The organism is Fodinibius sp. Rm-B-1B1-1, from assembly GCF_038594945.1.
Taxonomy (GTDB): domain Bacteria; phylum Bacteroidota; class Rhodothermia; order Balneolales; family Balneolaceae; genus Fodinibius; species Fodinibius alkaliphilus.
Genome location: NZ_JBCFYD010000002.1, coordinates 70,918 through 87,541, shown reverse-complemented (window position 1 = coordinate 87,541; position 16,624 = coordinate 70,918). Strand labels below are relative to the sequence as shown.

Annotated in this window: 17 protein-coding genes; 15 read left to right on the top strand and 2 right to left on the bottom strand. The window is 42.1% G+C overall.

Annotation, left to right across the window (positions count from 1 at the left end):
• Nucleotides 1-251 precede the first annotated feature (251 nt).
• The 12 genes from AAFH98_RS07740 (at nucleotide 252) to hisA (ending at nucleotide 12,400) form a co-directional block, all read left to right on the top strand.
• Nucleotides 252-1,082: a DUF4382 domain-containing protein gene (locus AAFH98_RS07740; protein ID WP_342522126.1), complete on the top strand. Its 831-nt coding sequence runs from the start codon at nucleotides 252-254 to the stop codon at nucleotides 1,080-1,082.
• Between the two features lie 325 nt (nucleotides 1,083-1,407).
• Entirely contained in the window at nucleotides 1,408-2,289 is an 882-nt protein-coding gene (hisG, locus tag AAFH98_RS07735) for an ATP phosphoribosyltransferase (RefSeq protein WP_342522125.1), read from the top strand.
• 41 nt (nucleotides 2,290-2,330) lie between these two features.
• Complete coding sequence (gene hisD / locus AAFH98_RS07730; RefSeq protein ID WP_342522124.1) at nucleotides 2,331-3,632, top strand: histidinol dehydrogenase; 1,302 nt, start codon at nucleotides 2,331-2,333, stop codon at nucleotides 3,630-3,632.
• 6 nt (nucleotides 3,633-3,638) lie between these two features.
• Nucleotides 3,639-4,694, top strand: a complete 1,056-nt coding sequence (gene hisC, locus AAFH98_RS07725) for a histidinol-phosphate transaminase (protein WP_342522123.1) — start codon at nucleotides 3,639-3,641, stop codon at nucleotides 4,692-4,694.
• Nucleotides 4,694-5,584, top strand: a complete 891-nt coding sequence (hisB, locus tag AAFH98_RS07720; protein ID WP_342522122.1) for an imidazoleglycerol-phosphate dehydratase HisB — start codon at nucleotides 4,694-4,696, stop codon at nucleotides 5,582-5,584. Before hisC ends, hisB begins: the two co-directional genes overlap by 1 nt.
• A gap of 1 nt (nucleotide 5,585) precedes the next feature.
• Nucleotides 5,586-6,185: an imidazole glycerol phosphate synthase subunit HisH gene (gene hisH / locus AAFH98_RS07715; protein WP_342522121.1), complete on the top strand. Its 600-nt coding sequence runs from the start codon at nucleotides 5,586-5,588 to the stop codon at nucleotides 6,183-6,185.
• A 95-nt stretch (nucleotides 6,186-6,280) separates the two neighbouring features.
• Complete coding sequence (locus AAFH98_RS07710) at nucleotides 6,281-7,087, top strand: outer membrane lipoprotein-sorting protein (protein ID WP_342522120.1); 807 nt, start codon at nucleotides 6,281-6,283, stop codon at nucleotides 7,085-7,087.
• 93 nt (nucleotides 7,088-7,180) lie between these two features.
• Entirely contained in the window at nucleotides 7,181-8,404 is a 1,224-nt protein-coding gene (locus AAFH98_RS07705; RefSeq protein ID WP_342522119.1) for an ABC transporter permease, read from the top strand.
• A 2-nt stretch (nucleotides 8,405-8,406) separates the two neighbouring features.
• A complete protein-coding gene (locus AAFH98_RS07700) occupies nucleotides 8,407-9,624 on the top strand; it encodes an ABC transporter permease (protein ID WP_342522118.1) in 1,218 nt (405 codons plus the stop codon).
• Between the two features lie 64 nt (nucleotides 9,625-9,688).
• The gene (locus tag AAFH98_RS07695; protein ID WP_342522117.1) at nucleotides 9,689-10,375 is read left to right on the top strand and encodes an ABC transporter ATP-binding protein; all 687 of its coding nucleotides are present in this window, start codon (nucleotides 9,689-9,691) and stop codon (nucleotides 10,373-10,375) included.
• Nucleotides 10,359-11,549: a hypothetical protein gene (locus AAFH98_RS07690; RefSeq protein ID WP_342522116.1), complete on the top strand. Its 1,191-nt coding sequence runs from the start codon at nucleotides 10,359-10,361 to the stop codon at nucleotides 11,547-11,549. Before AAFH98_RS07695 ends, AAFH98_RS07690 begins: the two co-directional genes overlap by 17 nt.
• A gap of 131 nt (nucleotides 11,550-11,680) precedes the next feature.
• Nucleotides 11,681-12,400, top strand: coding sequence for a 1-(5-phosphoribosyl)-5-[(5-phosphoribosylamino)methylideneamino]imidazole-4-carboxamide isomerase (gene hisA / locus AAFH98_RS07685; protein ID WP_342522115.1), 720 nt, complete (start codon nucleotides 11,681-11,683; stop codon nucleotides 12,398-12,400).
• A 6-nt stretch (nucleotides 12,401-12,406) separates the two neighbouring features.
• Here hisA and AAFH98_RS07680 read toward each other — a convergent pair whose 3' ends face one another.
• Nucleotides 12,407-12,910 (bottom strand): cupin domain-containing protein, encoded by a 504-nt coding sequence (locus AAFH98_RS07680; RefSeq protein ID WP_342522114.1) that lies wholly within the window; start codon nucleotides 12,908-12,910, stop codon nucleotides 12,407-12,409.
• A 454-nt stretch (nucleotides 12,911-13,364) separates the two neighbouring features.
• On the opposite strand from AAFH98_RS07680, the gene hisF reads away from it, so the two are divergent.
• A complete protein-coding gene (gene hisF, locus AAFH98_RS07675; protein WP_342522113.1) occupies nucleotides 13,365-14,126 on the top strand; it encodes an imidazole glycerol phosphate synthase subunit HisF in 762 nt (253 codons plus the stop codon).
• Nucleotides 14,127-14,211: 85 nt separating this feature from the next.
• Nucleotides 14,212-14,826, top strand: a complete 615-nt coding sequence (gene hisIE / locus AAFH98_RS07670; protein WP_342522112.1) for a bifunctional phosphoribosyl-AMP cyclohydrolase/phosphoribosyl-ATP diphosphatase HisIE — start codon at nucleotides 14,212-14,214, stop codon at nucleotides 14,824-14,826.
• Nucleotides 14,827-14,944: 118 nt separating this feature from the next.
• On the opposite strand, the gene AAFH98_RS07665 is transcribed toward hisIE, so the two are convergent.
• The gene (locus AAFH98_RS07665) at nucleotides 14,945-15,952 is read right to left on the bottom strand and encodes an acetamidase/formamidase family protein (RefSeq protein WP_342522111.1); all 1,008 of its coding nucleotides are present in this window, start codon (nucleotides 15,950-15,952) and stop codon (nucleotides 14,945-14,947) included.
• A 252-nt stretch (nucleotides 15,953-16,204) separates the two neighbouring features.
• Here AAFH98_RS07665 and AAFH98_RS07660 point away from each other — a divergent pair, with 252 nt between their 5' ends.
• Entirely contained in the window at nucleotides 16,205-16,621 is a 417-nt protein-coding gene (locus AAFH98_RS07660) for an OsmC family protein (protein ID WP_342522110.1), read from the top strand.
• Nucleotides 16,622-16,624 lie beyond the last annotated feature (3 nt).

Below are 16,624 nucleotides of genomic sequence, written 5' to 3'. Positions count from 1 at the left end.
AACAACCCAACTACAGAACTATGCACAAAAGAATTGTCCAAAACCCTATTCTACAACTAACACTCTTTACATTGTTACTCATCATTTTCGTGGCATCAGTATCCGCCTAATATTTACGAACAAGCAACAAGTTTTTCATTAGACAATACTTTAATTACTGGTTTTGGAAGCTAAAAACGGAAGAAACAATTCCCGCTAACCACAATTAAATATACCGTGAGACACTAACCATAAATTTAAATATTACTGTTATGAAAAATATTTCGTTACTATTTACCATCATTATTGGACTACTCTTAGGTTTTACGGCCTGTGATAGTACTGGGTCAGATGGGGGAACTGGAACCATGGAAGTAACCATGACCGATGCCCCGGCCAATTACGATTCTGTCAATGTTACTATCAACAGTGTTCGTGTCCATCAAAATGAAGATGCGGAAACAGATAGCACCGAAGATGATGAAGAAGCCGAAGAAAACGAATGGGTTACCATTACTGATGAACAAATAAAGGTAAACCTGCTTGAACTCACGAACGGGAACCAAATTTCATTGGGGACTGAAGAGCTTGAAGCTGGTACGTACTCCCAAATCCGGTTCATCTTGGGAGATGACAATACCGTTACCGTTGATGGAGAAACTCATCAGCTGCAAACACCAAGTGCACAACAGTCAGGCTTAAAATTAAATGTTAATGCCGAGGTGGAAGAAGATGCCACCTACAGCTTGTTAATTGATTTTGATGCTGCTCGATCCATTGTCCAACAAGGCAACGGTGGGTACCTGTTAAAACCAGTACTCCGAGCTGTTAACCTTGCCGAAACGGGCTCCATTACTGGAAATGTGCAGCCTTCCGACTTCAAAACAAATGTACTGGCCGTATCCGGAGAAGATACTGTTACAAGTACTATAACAGCTGATAATGGCGATTTTAAAATCATTGGCCTAACCGAAGGAACCTATGATGTTGCATTTGACCCTGATAATGAACAGTATAGTGACACCACTATCACTGACGTGGAGGTCACAGTAGGTGAAGAAAACGTAATTGAGGATATGCAATTAGAAGAAACAGCCAACTAATTTGTTCACTTACCCCTCAAGGTAAACTGAACAGTTAAGGGCTCTTGCTACAAGGCAGGAGCCCTTTTTCTTTTGGGAATGATTTCTTTGCCAATCAAGTTTCTATTAGCTTAATGTTAAAAAGTGTTTCTGATGTGAAAGATATAGTAAAAAAGCTTATCTTTGGACTGATGCAAAAACAAAGCCTACATATTTCTTTTCATTCTCACCTCCATCACGGCGGTTGGCACCGTCAATAGCATCACTTTGTGTAGCTTAAGCTACATCGTCTTTTCTCCTTTTTATTAATATTTTTCTCCTAACAATTATATCTATCTCATTTGTTATGCAACGCACTGCTGACTCTACCACATCTCTACGTATTGCCATTCAAAAATCAGGCCGTTTAACTGATAAAACGATTGAACTTCTTAAAGGTATTGGTCTCCGTTTCGATGATTATAAAAGAAACCTGCTTGTCAAATGTCGTAATTTCGATGTAGAACTGCTTCTCATTCGTGACGATGATATCCCGGAATATGTCCAGGACGGTGTTTGTGACTTAGGATTCGTAGGCGCTAACGAAACCCAAGAAAAAGGGGCTGATGTTACCGTACTGCGTGGACTCGATTATGGTGTATGTCGTTTGTCACTTGCCGCTCCAAAGGATGGTAATATTCAAAATGTTCAGGACTTTGAAGGCAAAACAATTGCTACCAGTTATCCTAACCTGACGAAAAACTTTTTCCAAGACCGAAATATTAATGCCGATATCGTCACGATTTCCGGTGCCGTGGAAATAGCTCCACGCCTTGAAGTTGCCGATGCAATTTGTGACCTGGTATCAACAGGAAATACTCTTAAGGCCAACGGACTTAGGGAGTTGGATACCATCTTAGAATCAGAAACAGAGCTTATCCGAACAAACAAAGAATTATCACCAGGCAAAAAACAGCTGATTGATAAGTTTTTGCAACGAATGGACGGTCATCAACAAGCCGAACGCAGCCGCTATATTATGATGAATGCCCCAGAAGAGGCCGTTCCACAAATCAAGCAGATTATCCCCTCGCTCAAAAGTCCAACTGTGATGCCACTGGCTGATAACGGCATGGTAGCCATCCACACAGTAATACCCATTGATGAGTTTTGGATCGTAATGGAAAAACTTAAAGCTGAAGGGGCCACTGGCATTGTTATCCTTCCCATTGAAAGTATGATATTGTAATATCACTTCTTACTCAGGTTAATAATTGGATAATAAAGACCATGAAAACTTACACTTATAATCAGCTGAAAACCGATGATTTGAGGCAACTTTGCCAACGTCCAAAAATGGATTTCCAATCCGTTTTTGGACAGGTACAGCCCATCATCAAAAAGGTTGAACAAAAAGGCGATTCTGGTATCAATTATTACAGCCAGAAATTTGATGGAGTTGTTCCAGATCCGCTCGTAATAAATCCACAGCAGAAAAAAGTAAGCTTAGATCCAGAGATAAGACAAGCTATTGATACTGCTTTTGACAATATTTGCCGCTTTCACAAAGCTCAGCTACGGAAACCTTTAAAAGTGGAAACGATGCCGGGTGTACAATGTAAACGGGTAACACGACCTATTGAACGTGTTGGATTATACGTACCCGGAGGCACAGCGATCCTCCCTTCTACCCTGATGATGCTCGGCATACCCGCCATGCTTGCCGGGTGTTCCACTATTGTGATCGCAACCCCTCCCAAGACCGATGGCACAATAGCTGATGAAATTCTATACATAGCTCAAAAAGTTGGTGCTACGCACCTGCTCAAAGCTGGCGGTGCACAGGCCGTTTCCGGAATGGCCCTGGGAACGGAATCAGTACCCAAGGTGGATAAAATTTTGGGGCCCGGCAACCAATATGTAACGGCAGCCAAAATGATGCTTCAAAATAGTGAAGCTCAAATTGCAATTGATATGCCAGCTGGTCCCTCAGAAGTACTGATCATTGCAGACAAATCAGCAAATCCAAAATATGTGGCTGCTGATCTATTGTCCCAGGCTGAACACGGCGAAGACAGCCAAGTTGTGCTGATAGCAACTCCTGATTTTGATCTCGAAACCTGTGAACAGGAAATCAACCACCAACTTGCTGATCTTCCACGACAAAAAGTTGCTAAAAAAGCAATTGAGCAAAGCTTTGTGTTAACAGTTGATACACTCGAACAAGCTTTTTCTTTTTCCAACCAATATGCCCCAGAGCATCTAATTCTGCAATGTAATAATCCTGAAAAGTGGGAGAAAAATATCATCAATGCAGGATCGGTATTTTTAGGACCCTGGACGCCAGAAAGTGCTGGCGATTACGCATCGGGAACCAATCACACACTTCCTACATATGGCTATGCTCGTATGTTCAGCGGCGTTTCGGTCGACTCGTTTTTAAAACAGATTACGATGCAACAAATTACAAAAGAAGGACTGCAAAATGTGGGGCCCACCGTAGAAAAACTTGCACAGCTGGAACATCTTCAGGCTCACAAAAATGCTGTTTCCATCCGACTTAATGACATTAATTCAGAAAGCAACACTTGAAATATTATGACTCGTTCTTTTGAACTAAACCAACTTGTTCGTCCCAACATACAAAACCTAACCCCCTATCACAGCGCACGTGAAGATTTTGAAGAAGGGCTTCTTCTTGATGCCAATGAAAACAGCCTTGGTGCCCCTTTTACCGATAATCAAAAGCTGCATCGCTATCCCGATCCCAACCAAAAACAACTGCGACAGCTTATTGCAGATTGGCGCGGCGTTCGACCACAAAATATATTCACCGGTGTAGGCAGCGATGAAGGCATTGACTTACTGTACCGAATATTCTGTCGGCCCGGCAAAGATCGCGTTTTAACAACGCCCCCTACCTATGGAATGTACAAAGTATCCGCAAGCATCCATGATATTGAAGTTGATGAAGTGCTACTGGATAAAAACTTTGGGCTACGTCCAGATGCTATTTTAGAAGCGGTAAACCCACATACCAAACTACTCTTTCTCTGCTCACCTAACAATCCTACGGGCAATACTTTTGAGGATAAATCTATACAAAAGATCCTCAAAAACTTTGGCGGAATTGTAGTTATCGATGAGGCTTATATTGATTTCAGCGAGCAGCAAAGTTGGGCAGCAAAAGTCGCCCAATATCCCAATCTTGTGGTCTTGCAAACGCTATCGAAATCATTCGGACTGGCTGGAATCCGACTTGGCATAAGCTATGCGCAAGAAGAAATCATCAATTATATGATGAAGGTAAAAGCACCATACAACATCAACAAACTAACCGCAAAGTATGCTATTAAAGGCTTGCAAAGTTGGGATACGGTGCAGTTTCGAATTGATGCCATCAAAAAGGAACGAAAACGTCTTAAAGACAAGTTGCAAGAACTTAAACAGGTCAACCATGTGTATGACAGTGAAGCGAATTTTCTACTGGCAACGTTTGATAATGCCCACACTGTCTATCAGCAGTTGGCAGAAAAAGATATCATCATTCGATACAGAGGAGATCAACCGCTTTGTGATAATTGTCTACGTATTACAGTGGGCACTCCGGATGAAAATGAACAGTTAATTTCAGCATTAAAGGCATTAGCATAATGAATATTCGTATTTCAACAGAAGCACTGTCCGGAACCTCTCAAGCATTGCTTTGGCCTGGAGCATTATATGGACTTAAGCGCCTGCAAACTTTTGATCACAAGCTTTACTTTCTGAATGAAGATCTCTCCAAACAGCAACAGGAATTGATTAACAATGAGCTCATTACCCCTGTAACTTCTTTCTCTGACGAGATTGACCTACAGGTTATAGCCGAAAAAAATAAACTCAAAGCAATTGATGATAACGGATCCCAAACCGAAACTGCTGAAAATTGGGTGGAATTAAGCAACAAAATCTGCTTTCCAACCCGCAAAGCTTCGAAACAACGAACAACAGCTGAAACGGATATCAATATCAGCTTAAATTTAGATGGTTCCGGGCAAAGTAATATTTCTACCGGGCTCAACTTTTTTGATCACATGCTGGAACAAATTGCCAAACATGGATTGATTGATTTAGACCTTAGCTGTGATGGCGACCTGGAAGTCGATGAACACCATACTATCGAGGATGTTGCTATAACACTGGGTGAAACCATCAATAAAGCACTCGGCAAAAAAATTGGAATTCAGCGATATGCTTTTGCATTACCAATGGATGAAACGCTGGCAACCGTAGCCCTGGATTTTTCTGGCCGACCTTTTTTAAAGTTTGATGGCTCCTTTAAACGCGAAATGGTGGGAGATATACCAACAGAAATGATCGAACATTTCTTTTATTCGTTGGCTATTAACCTTAAGGCTACTCTTCATATTGATGTAGAAGGAGAAAATGACCATCACAAGATTGAAGGTTGCTTTAAGGGATTTGCCCGCTGCTTACGCGCTGCTGTTAGCCGTAATGAACGAAACTTAAACGTATTACCCAGTACCAAAGATTTATTATAACATGATTGCAATTATTAATTATGAAGCCGGCAATCTTGCCTCCGTCGCCAATGCTTTTAAACGACTTGATGAACCGTATGTCGTAACTGATGATATCGAAAAATTAGACGCTGCCAATGGCATCATTTTTCCCGGTGTGGGACATGCGCAGCCCGCCATGCAGTCGCTTCAAAAAAACGAGCTGGATACCTGGCTTAAACAAACCCAAAAACCAGTATTGGGTATTTGCTTGGGGATGCAGCTTCTTTTTGAATCATCCGAAGAAGGTGATTCTAAAGGATTGGGGATTATTCCCGGACGCCTTAAAAAGTTCGACTCTTCTAAGGCGAAAGTGCCACACATGGGATGGAATACTTTTCACAACGTATCTAATCATCCTATTGCTAAAAATCTTAATAAAAAAGAATACTTTTACTATGTGCATAGCTTCTATGCGCCCCTAAACGATTTTACCGTGGCTTCTTGTAACTACATTCAAGATTTTTCGGCCATTGTTGCCCGAGACAATTTTATTGGCGTACAGTTCCATCCCGAAAAGTCGGGCAAAGTTGGATCCTTGCTGCTCCAAAATTTTTTACAGTACGTACATAATCCCAAATAGAATTCATCAACTCCTCTTTTACTATTAATTCTTTTATTGCATAGAGAGCAATTAGCGTTTACATTTTAATCGAACGTACATTCAATTGATAGTAAATGGGAGCTCTCGACAGGTCGCTACTCCAAAATTTCCTTATCCCGAAAAAGCAATACGCTCATTGCTTTTCTTTTGGCACCCTCCTCCTTTGGTTGTTGATATCTGGACCTGCATTTGGACAAGACGCTACCGAGATTGTAAAGAAGGCAGATGAAAAGATGCGGGGAGAAAGTTCACGGGCCGAAATGACTATGCAGATTGTTCGACCATCGTGGGAGCGTAGCATTTCGATGAAGACCTGGAGTTTGGGACAGGATTACAGCCTTATTTTAATTACTGCACCAGCTCGTGATAAAGGATCAGCCTACCTGAAGAGAGGAAATGAAATTTGGAACTGGCTGCCCAATATCAACCGGACTGTTAAGCTACCGCCTTCGATGATGAGTCAATCGTGGATGGGGTCCGATTTTTCTAATAATGATTTAGTTCGGGAAGCCTCTATAATAGTCGATTATACCCATACTCTTTTGGGTGACACAACGATTAGCGACCATGAGGCCTATAAAATCCTGATGGAACCTAAACCAGATGCCCCGGTAGTCTGGGAAACGGTGCATATTTTCATATCGAAAAATGAATATTTGCAATTACGTACGGAGTTTTTTGACGAAAATGAAGAAATGGTTCGACTGATGGAAGGATCAGAAATTAAAGAAATCGGGGGACGTATTATTCCTACCCGCATGGAAATGATTCCCCTTACCGAAAAAGGACAAAAGACTGTGATGATTTATCAGGATATTGAATTTGGAATTGACATCTCGGAAAATTTCTTCAGTATCCAGAATATGAAACGCATCGAATAAATAGAAGGCAGGTAACCTGGGTTTGAAAGATTAACGCTGAGAATCGGTAGTATCCGAAAATCCATTTAATCAGTGTTCCAAAAACATAAATACATGTTATCTCTACGCTTAGCATGGCGAAATATTTGGCGTAACAAGCGCCGCACGCTCATCACGGTAACGTCTATCGCCGTAGCCGTTTTGCTTTCAGCGGTCATGCGCTCCATGCAAGAGGGACAATACCAAGATATGATCAACACCACCGTGGGCAGCTTTAGCGGCTATATTCAAATTCATGCTAATGGCTACTGGGATGATAAAACCCTCGATAACAGCTTCGAAACTACGGATTCACTCCTTGCCGTCATACAAAATACCGAAAATGTATCGGCTGTAATGCCACGAATTGAATCGTACGCACTGGGTGCTGGTCAGCAGCAAAGTCGTCCCCTTATGGTCATGGGGATCGACGTTGACGCCGAGCAATATCTTATGAATCCCCAAGAACGATTACAACAAGGAACCTATTTTCAGAAAAATAATGAACAAGCTGTTCTCGTGGGACGTGATATCCCGGAGCGCTTAAATATTACGCTTGGCGATAGCCTCGTACTTCTGGGACAAGGGTTTCGCGGGATGTCGGCTACGGGATTGTATCCAGTGAAAGGAACCATAAGCTTGCCCAATCCGGAGTTGAACAGAAGTCTCGTTATGATGCCGATCGAGACCGCTCAACAATTTTTAGCAGCCCATAACCGACTTACTGCCTTGGCTGTGAATGTTGATGATCCTGATAATATTAACACTGTCGTACAAAAGTTGCGGACTAACCTACCGACCAATGACTACGAAATTATGCCCTGGCAAGAGCTGATGCCGGAACTCGTACAAGGCATCGAAGTGGATCGGGTTAGCGGATATATTATGCTGGCGGTTTTATACATGGTTGTGGGATTTGGCATCCTTGGCACCCTTTTGATGATGATTGCCGAACGAACGTATGAATTTGGAATCATGCTTTCTGTGGGAACCCCTCGTCACAAATTAGCATTGATTCTTGCAATTGAAATTTTGTGCATCACCATGTTGGGCAGTGTAGCTGGCATTTCACTGAGCCTGCCTGTAGCTTGGTATTTCAATATCAATCCCATAGAATTAACCGGCGACATGGCAGCTACCATGGAAAATTATGGACTGCAACCCATGCTACAATTTTCGACTGAGCCATCTATCTTTGTTTGGCAGGCGGTCGTTATTTTTGGGATTACCTTGCTGTTTAGTTTCTTCCCTATTCTGCGAGCCAGCAAACTCAATCCCATTAAGGCAATGAGGGGCTGACTATGATCCGAAATATTATCAAGCTTGGCTGGAAGAATGTATGGCGAAGTCCCACACGCAGCGGGGTCGTAATTGTAGCTGTATTGCTCGGAACTTGGGCTGGTGTTTTTCTTTCGGCTTTCTTTACGGGCATGGTCAAGGGATATCTTGATAACCAATTTGATTTAACTGTTCCCCACATTGAAATAACTCATCCCCAATTTGAAGACCTCTACAGTCCAGAACATACCATCCCCAACGCAGAAACTCTTTTGAGAGATTTAGCCCGGCACGACTCCATAACCTCCATACGCACGCAAAGCTTGGCTAATGGACTGGCGCAGAGTCCTCGAAATAATTTTGGCGTTACCATTAGAGGCGTTGATCCAGATAGTACCCATAGCATAGAAAACTATCTTGAGGAGGGCTCCATGCTCTCTAACCAGCAGCAAAACCCCGTTGTAATTGGTCAAAAGTTAGCCGATCGATTGGGAATTGGATTAGAATCCAGACTCGTTCTTAATTTCCAGGATACAAATGGTGATATCACAGGTGGGGCCTTCCGGGTGGTAGGTATTTTTGACAGCTTTAGCTCGGTCTTTGATGAGAGCAATGTGTTTGTTAGCCGGCCGGATTTAAATTCGCTGATGGGACTTGATAACGAAATTCACAGTATTCAGCTCACGATCCCAGCCTTTGATAACGCCGACAAACTTGCTGATCACCTCGGGCAGAAATATCCTAACCTGCAAGTTACGACGTGGGGCGAAGCGGCGCCAGAATTGCAATACACCTACGAAATGACCGGCCTGATGATGTATATTGTTATGATTATCATCATCATTGCCTTGGTATTTAGCATCATTAATACCATGCTGATGGCTGTTCTCGAGCGAACACGCGAGCTTGGCATGTTACGAGCAGTGGGGATGAACAAAACACGTGTATTTACAATGGTCGTTTACGAAACAGTTTTTCTTACTATGGTCGGTGCCCCAATAGGTCTCTTCCTCAGCTGGCTTACCATTTCCTTTTATGGGGATACGGGAATCAATCTCAGTGCCTTTGCCGAAGGAATGAATGCCTATGGATTAAGCACTGTCATTTATCCGAGTCTACCACCCATTTATTATCTCAATATTACGCTACTTGTTGCCGTAGCGTCCCTGCTTTCTGCATTATATCCAGCCTGGAAAACCATCCAACTAAATCCCATAGAAGCCATTCGAAAAATGAATTAACTGTTAAGCATGACTACCAATAGAAATCAAACACCCAATTATAAGTAACTTGGAATATGCACCCATGTCCATAATTCAAACCGAAGGCGTCACAAAAATATACAACCCTGATAAAGTGCCGGTTCATGCTCTGCGTGGCGTAGATTTAACGATAGGAAAAGGAGAATTTACGGCGATTGTAGGTCCATCGGGATCGGGCAAAACCACACTGCTTAACATCATTGGCGGATTAGATACACCTACTGAAGGGAAGACGATCATTAGGGACACGGAATTGAATACCTTATCGGATCGAGAACTTGTCAACTTTCGCCTGCATCATATTGGGTTTGTATTTCAGGCATACAACCTTATCCCAGTGCTTACAGCTATAGAAAACGTTTCATTCATTATGCAAATGCAAGGGCGACCTGCCGAAGAATATGAAAGCAAAAGTATTGCACTATTGAAAGAAGTCGGGCTGGAAGATAAAATTCACAAACGTCCGTCTGAACTTTCTGGCGGGCAACAACAGCGGGTAGCAGTAGCGCGAGCCCTGGCCTCAAAACCCGATTTTGTTTTGGCGGATGAACCCACGGCCAACCTCGATTCAGTATCAACAGCTGACCTTCTTGATTTGATGCTGGAACTCAATCAAAAAGAAGAGACGACCTTTGTCTTTGCCACTCATGATCAACGGGTTATTGACCGAGCACGAAGGGTGGTTACGTTGGTAGATGGAAAAATTGATAAGGATGAGATTCGGAAATAAGGATATGCTCAAGCATAGTAACACAACGGTTATAACATTCTTATTTATAGTTGTATTCAACTGTCAGAGTACATTTGCGCAAAGTAACGAATTCGACGTAGCGTTTAGCGGCTATCTAAAAGAACTCGGACAAATTGCTGTGAGTAATAACTTTTCTACGCTTCGATACGATAACATCCTGCACCACCGCATCGAAAGTGACTGGACCCTCAGCAATAATTTTGAGTTTCGGGCGGATCTTAGAACGAGGTTACTCAACGGGTATACCGTTAATAATACTCCCGGACTAAAAAAATACTATGAACAAGATCCCAATTATGTTGACCTTTCTTGGGTTTGGCTGGACACCGATCATTCCCTGATGCATTCTACTATTGATCGCCTGCACCTGAGCTACATCAACGGTCCGTGGGAAATCCACGCCGGACGCCAACGCCTAAACTGGAGTCGAACATACGTTTGGAATCCCAATGACTTGTTTAATAATTACGCTTTTCTCGATTTTGACTACGAAGAACGTCCCGGTGTAGATGCACTATCCGCTCAATATAATTGGAGTTATGCATCAAGTATCGAGACTGGTTTCCGCATTGGGAATAGTTGGGACCAATCGGTGGCAGCCGGAATGCTTCGGTCAAGTTGGCGAAGCTACGACATCCAAATAACAGCGGGACATTACTTAGATAAACTAACACTTGGCGGTGGATGGGCAGGATATCTTGGCGATGCGGGATTCAAAGGCGAGGTATCGTACTTTCACCCAGCAGACGATTTTTTTGATCAAACGGGACACTTTACTGCCACTGCTGGTATTGATTATATGCTCTCAAATGGTGTATACCTTCAAAGCGAATTGCTTTATAACGGCGGATATAACCCAAGGAGAAATCCCCTCAACACTTTGACGCAACCCCCACGCGCCGATAACCTATTTATTGCCAAATCGGGATTTCTACTTGGCGGCTCTTACCAGCTCCACCCTCTTGTCAGTGGCACCCTCAATTTTATGAGCAGTTTCGACCGTTCCATTTTTATTGCTATCCCACAGATATCTGTTTCTGTAACTGAAGATCTCGATTTTCTTGTCTTATCTCAGCTTTTAAAGGGAACTGTTTTCAGGAATGCGATTGAAACGTCCAACCTGTTCTTCTTTCGCTTAAAATGGTCCTACTGACGGTTATCTCAGGTTGGTGACTTTCAGTTTCTACATTAAATCTTATGTAACTGTCCACTGCCCCACTGTTATCTGTCCAACTGTTTGTTTACTTTCACGCTCGAATTGTTAACAAAGTTTTCCTTGAAAAAATGAAAGTTATTCCTGCAATAGACCTTCTTGATGGTAAGGTCGTACGTCTGCACAAAGGCGATTACGATGAAGCTACGATCTATAATGATAATCCCGTTGAAGAAGCCCGAAAGTTCAAAGAAGCCGGATTCGATCATATTCACATTGTTGATCTGAACGGCGCCAAAGAAGGTAAGTTTGTAAATCTTGAACATGTGAAGGAAATAATTGATACGCTCGATATCTCGGTCCAAACTGGGGGTGGTATTCGCAGTTATGAGGATGCTCAAATGCTACTCGATAAAGGCATATCTAATATTATTTGTAGTTCCATGGCAGTAAAAAGTCCCGCTGAATGGCTAAGGGTGCTCGATAACTATGGTCAACGTGCTATTTTGGGAATGGATCTCAAAGACGGAAAAGTAGCCTATGGAGGCTGGCTTGAAACGCTTGACCAATCCCTTAAAGATTTCCTACAACCGATGATCGACCGTGGACTTTCAACGGTGTTAAGTACTGACATCTCCAAAGATGGTACCCTCGAGGGGCCTAATATAGAACTGTATCGTAAGCTATCGACTCAATTCCCCGTTCTACACTTCATTGCCTCGGGCGGTGTTGCCAATGCCAACGATTTAAAATTATTGGCTGAGCAAAATCAATATGGCGTCGTGATTGGACGTGCGTATTACGAAGGCAAACTTTCTCTTGACGAGATGCAAAGATATCATTCGGAATAACTCCTGTTACCGTCCAAAATCATCTTGTACACGCACAATATCATCTTCATCAGATGGATTTTCGGGATCGGTATGCTGCCAGATTTCAGCAAGGGTTGCCCAGCCGTCAAGTCCCACCAGACGGTGACGTTCGCCCTGCTCCAAGGTAATAAACTCTCCCTCATCCAATATATGCACAGGCCCTTGCTCATCCGTATCACTGGTGATCACGCCAACGGGCCCTTCAAGCACCTTCCATATTTCAGCGCGGCGATGATGGTACTGCCACGATAAACGCTTATCAGGCTGAACAATCAATATTTTGGGACTCAGCTTCCCCGATATTTTCAGATCCTCAATATCGATATCTCCAAAATACGTCTTTGCAAAATCAGCCGCCTGACTCTCATCAATAACAAAAAAGCCTCCCCAAGGTCGCTCCATATCTTCATCAACGATAGCAAAATTTTTCTCTTGAATAGTCTGCCTTGTTTTCTCAAATAACTTTTGCTTCGTACTATCGGGATTCATTGAAATCTACCTAATTACTATAATTCTATTTTTGAGGGAAGAAGGTACAAATATTGATCGGTAAACATAAATGAAACCTCTCCGCTTTTATGCACTTCAAATAAAAAAAGCCACGGTTTAAACCGCGGCTTTTATCAAATCTGTAAGCAAAAGTTAATCTTCGCGTTCACAATCAATTTTAGGTTCTTTTTGACACGGATCAACTGCCGTTGCTCCACATTGAGGACATTCTGTTGGTTTAGCCATAATTCTCGGTCTTTTAAGTTAACCTTCGTTAAACTATACAAATATTTTCCTTTACATGATCCTCAAGAACAAAATTTATATTCAATCTAAGTTAAATATTAGGCCTTGCTGAGTGGTAGAATTTTCGATCAGTTGTAATCTAACCTGTTACCATAAGATTTTCTATATTTGGGATCTAACAAATTATTGATTTTCACCACACCATCCCATGCTTGCAAAACGTATTATTCCCTGCCTCGATATTAAAGATGGTAGAACAGTAAAAGGTGTTAACTTTGAAGGATTGCGCGATGCAGGTGACCCAGTAGAACTGGCACGCCGATATTCTGACGAAGGTGCCGATGAACTTGTATTTTTGGATATTACTGCTACCAAAGAAAAACGAAAGACACTGGTTGAGCTCGTAACAAAAATTGCACAAGAAATTGATATCCCTTTTACCGTTGGCGGTGGTATAAGCAACACCAAACAGATTGCAGAAATATTACATGCCGGGGCTGATAAAGTTTCAATGAACAGTGCTATTGTCCGTAACCCTGAGCTTATTAATAAAGCAGCCCAACAGTTTGGCTCGCAATGTATTGTTGCTGCAGTGGATGCGAAACGTACCGGCGACCAATGGACAGTCTTTATTTCAGGCGGATCAAAAAATACTGGGAAGGATGCTCTCAAATGGATCAAAGAAGTTGAAGAACGTGGGGCAGGTGAAGTTTTACTTACAAGTATGGACCAAGATGGTACGAAAGAAGGATTTGACCTTGAACTGCTACAAAGAGTCAACGAATTTACTACCATTCCCGTTATTGCCAGCGGCGGTGCCGGTACCAAACAACACTGTATTGACGCTATCAAAAAAGGGAACGCTGACGCAGTACTGGCAGCAAGCATTTTTCACTTTCAGGAAATTAAGATTTCTGATCTCAAAGAAGACCTTAAGAAGGCTCAAATATCTGTTCGTATAACAAAATAAATTTTAATAAGTAATATTGTGTATGTCGTATCATCCTACGAATCAAAAGCAAAATATACTACGCAATACGCAATAAGTTTAAAACATGATTAACATTGATTCTCTCGATTTCGAAAAAGTTAATGGGTTAATGCCAGCTATTATTCAAGATGCCCAAAGCTTCCAAGTTCTTATGCTCGGTTACATGAACAAAGAAGCCCTGCAAAAGACGCTTGATGAAGAACGAGTTACCTTTTTTAGTCGCACTAAACAGCGACTTTGGACCAAGGGCGAAACATCCGGCAACCATCTTGAGTTGGTTGATATCCAGCAAGATTGCGATGACGACACACTGCTTATCTTAGCGAATCCCAAAGGACCAACGTGCCATACTGGTGAACAATCTTGTTTCTACAGAAAAGATTTCAAACCTGATTCCCAACTCAACTTTTTAGGCAATCTTGAAGAAGTAATCATCAGCCGAAAAAAACAGATGCCGGAAGGCTCCTATACGACCTCCCTTTTTAAGAATGGAATTGATACAATTGCCCAGAAAGTGGGTGAAGAAGCCGTAGAAACAGTTATTGAAGCCAAAAATGAAAATCACAACTTAGTAGATGAGGTCTCTGATCTTATCTATCACTTGCTGGTATTATTAGTTGCTAAGGGCGTTCCGCTTCAATCCATTATTGATAATCTTGAAGAGCGTCACAGCAAATAGTAATGAATAGTTTGAAGCATCTACTCAGACTGTTATCTCTACACTCTGCTTAGAAACGTAATTTAATGCCTGTAATATCCATCGGATGGCAAGCCCAGCCATCCGATAAATTAAAATATTATTTAACGCCCAACACTTCTTTTGACATATGCATAGACACCAGCATGTGTGGCACATCAACGACCTCGGCAATTTTCAGATCTCCCGCCAAAGAAGTTAAAGCATATGCATCATTGCGATCCATATCGTGTTCCTGCTCCAAATAATCAATCATATAACGGGTAGCTTTCTTAGCCGCTTCGTCAATGGTTTCACCATAACCAGTAACGGCATAATAGTCATCGGTTTCGTACTGCGGCTCCTGAATTTTACGCTCACCTTTTATTACCTCAATTTCATATACAATCCGCATCGGTGCCTCAATAGCTGTTCCGCAAACTTCACCATGGCCTTGTGCCGCATGGGTATCGCCTATTGAAAATAAGGCTCCTTCTACAAAAACAGGAAAATATACGGTCGTCCCTTCTGTCATATTGGGATCATCCATATTGCCCCCGTTCGCTCTCGGTGGGACAGTGGATAACGAAGAATCAGTTGCCGGAGCAACTCCCATGACTCCCGGAAACGGTTTTAAAGGAATGTTGATATCATCAGAAAATGCAGCAGTTTGAGAATTTTCATCAAACTCGAAGGTTTTAATCCAGGGCTCATTAAATTCATCAGCTAAGAACCCAAAACCCGGAATTATGCCCGTCCATCCCCAACTTCCCAACTCAATTTTATGGAGTTTCACTTTGAGTATATCCCCCGGCTCAGCATTCTCCACATAAACTGGTCCCGTTAACGGGTGAATGGGATCAAAGCTCAGGTTCTCAATATCCTCCACTGTAGATTCTGGAGTTAACTGCTGATCAGAAGCCTCTTCGGTACTGACCTCAATCACACTGCCCGATTCCACCCTAATCAAAGGTTCAACGGTGCTACTCCAATAACTATGGGTTTGATCAGCAGAAAGTGAATATTCCGGTTCGGGTATCGAAGTCATTGTTTCGTCCTTAATATTTTCCTCACATCCCAATAGGATGAGTAAAACCATTAATCCAGATAATGCTATTCCCTTTTTCATCTTTTATCCCTTTTTATTTTGACTATGTGATAAATCCTTTCAACCACTTTTTAGGTTCTTACTTTTTACCACCCAGCGGCCACAAAAACAAATACGTCAAGAATCAAACGCATTACATCCATACTCTTCTGGATAGCAAGTAAAATACTTCTTATCAAAGTAACAGAACTAAGAAAGAAAACAAGAATCAGCTTTCCTAAACAGCGGCCTTTTTGTACCTTAATCTGCAAAATTTTAGTAAAAAACATTGTTATGAAAATTACGATTGATCATCTAAAAGACCTCCATATGGAAGCTCAAAACGAGGAAGGAGGAGCCATTAGAATGGATGGTACCACAGAAATTGGGGGACTTGAGGGCGGCTTTAGTCCCATGCAGCTTTTACTGGCCGGTGTAGGTGGCTGTAGTGCCATTGATATCATTGGTATTCTTGAAAAACAGAAACAGGATTTACAAGATCTTAAGGTAGTCGTAGACGGAGATCGACAAAATAAAGACACCTATTCTGAATTTACTACTATCCATATCAACTATATTTTCACAGGTGATCTGGACGAAAGCAAAGTAGAGCGTGCTATTAACCTTTCGCTCGATAAATATTGCTCAGTGACCAAGACGTTAGAAAAAACCTCTGACATCACTCACAGCTTTGAAATCATAAGCAATTAATAT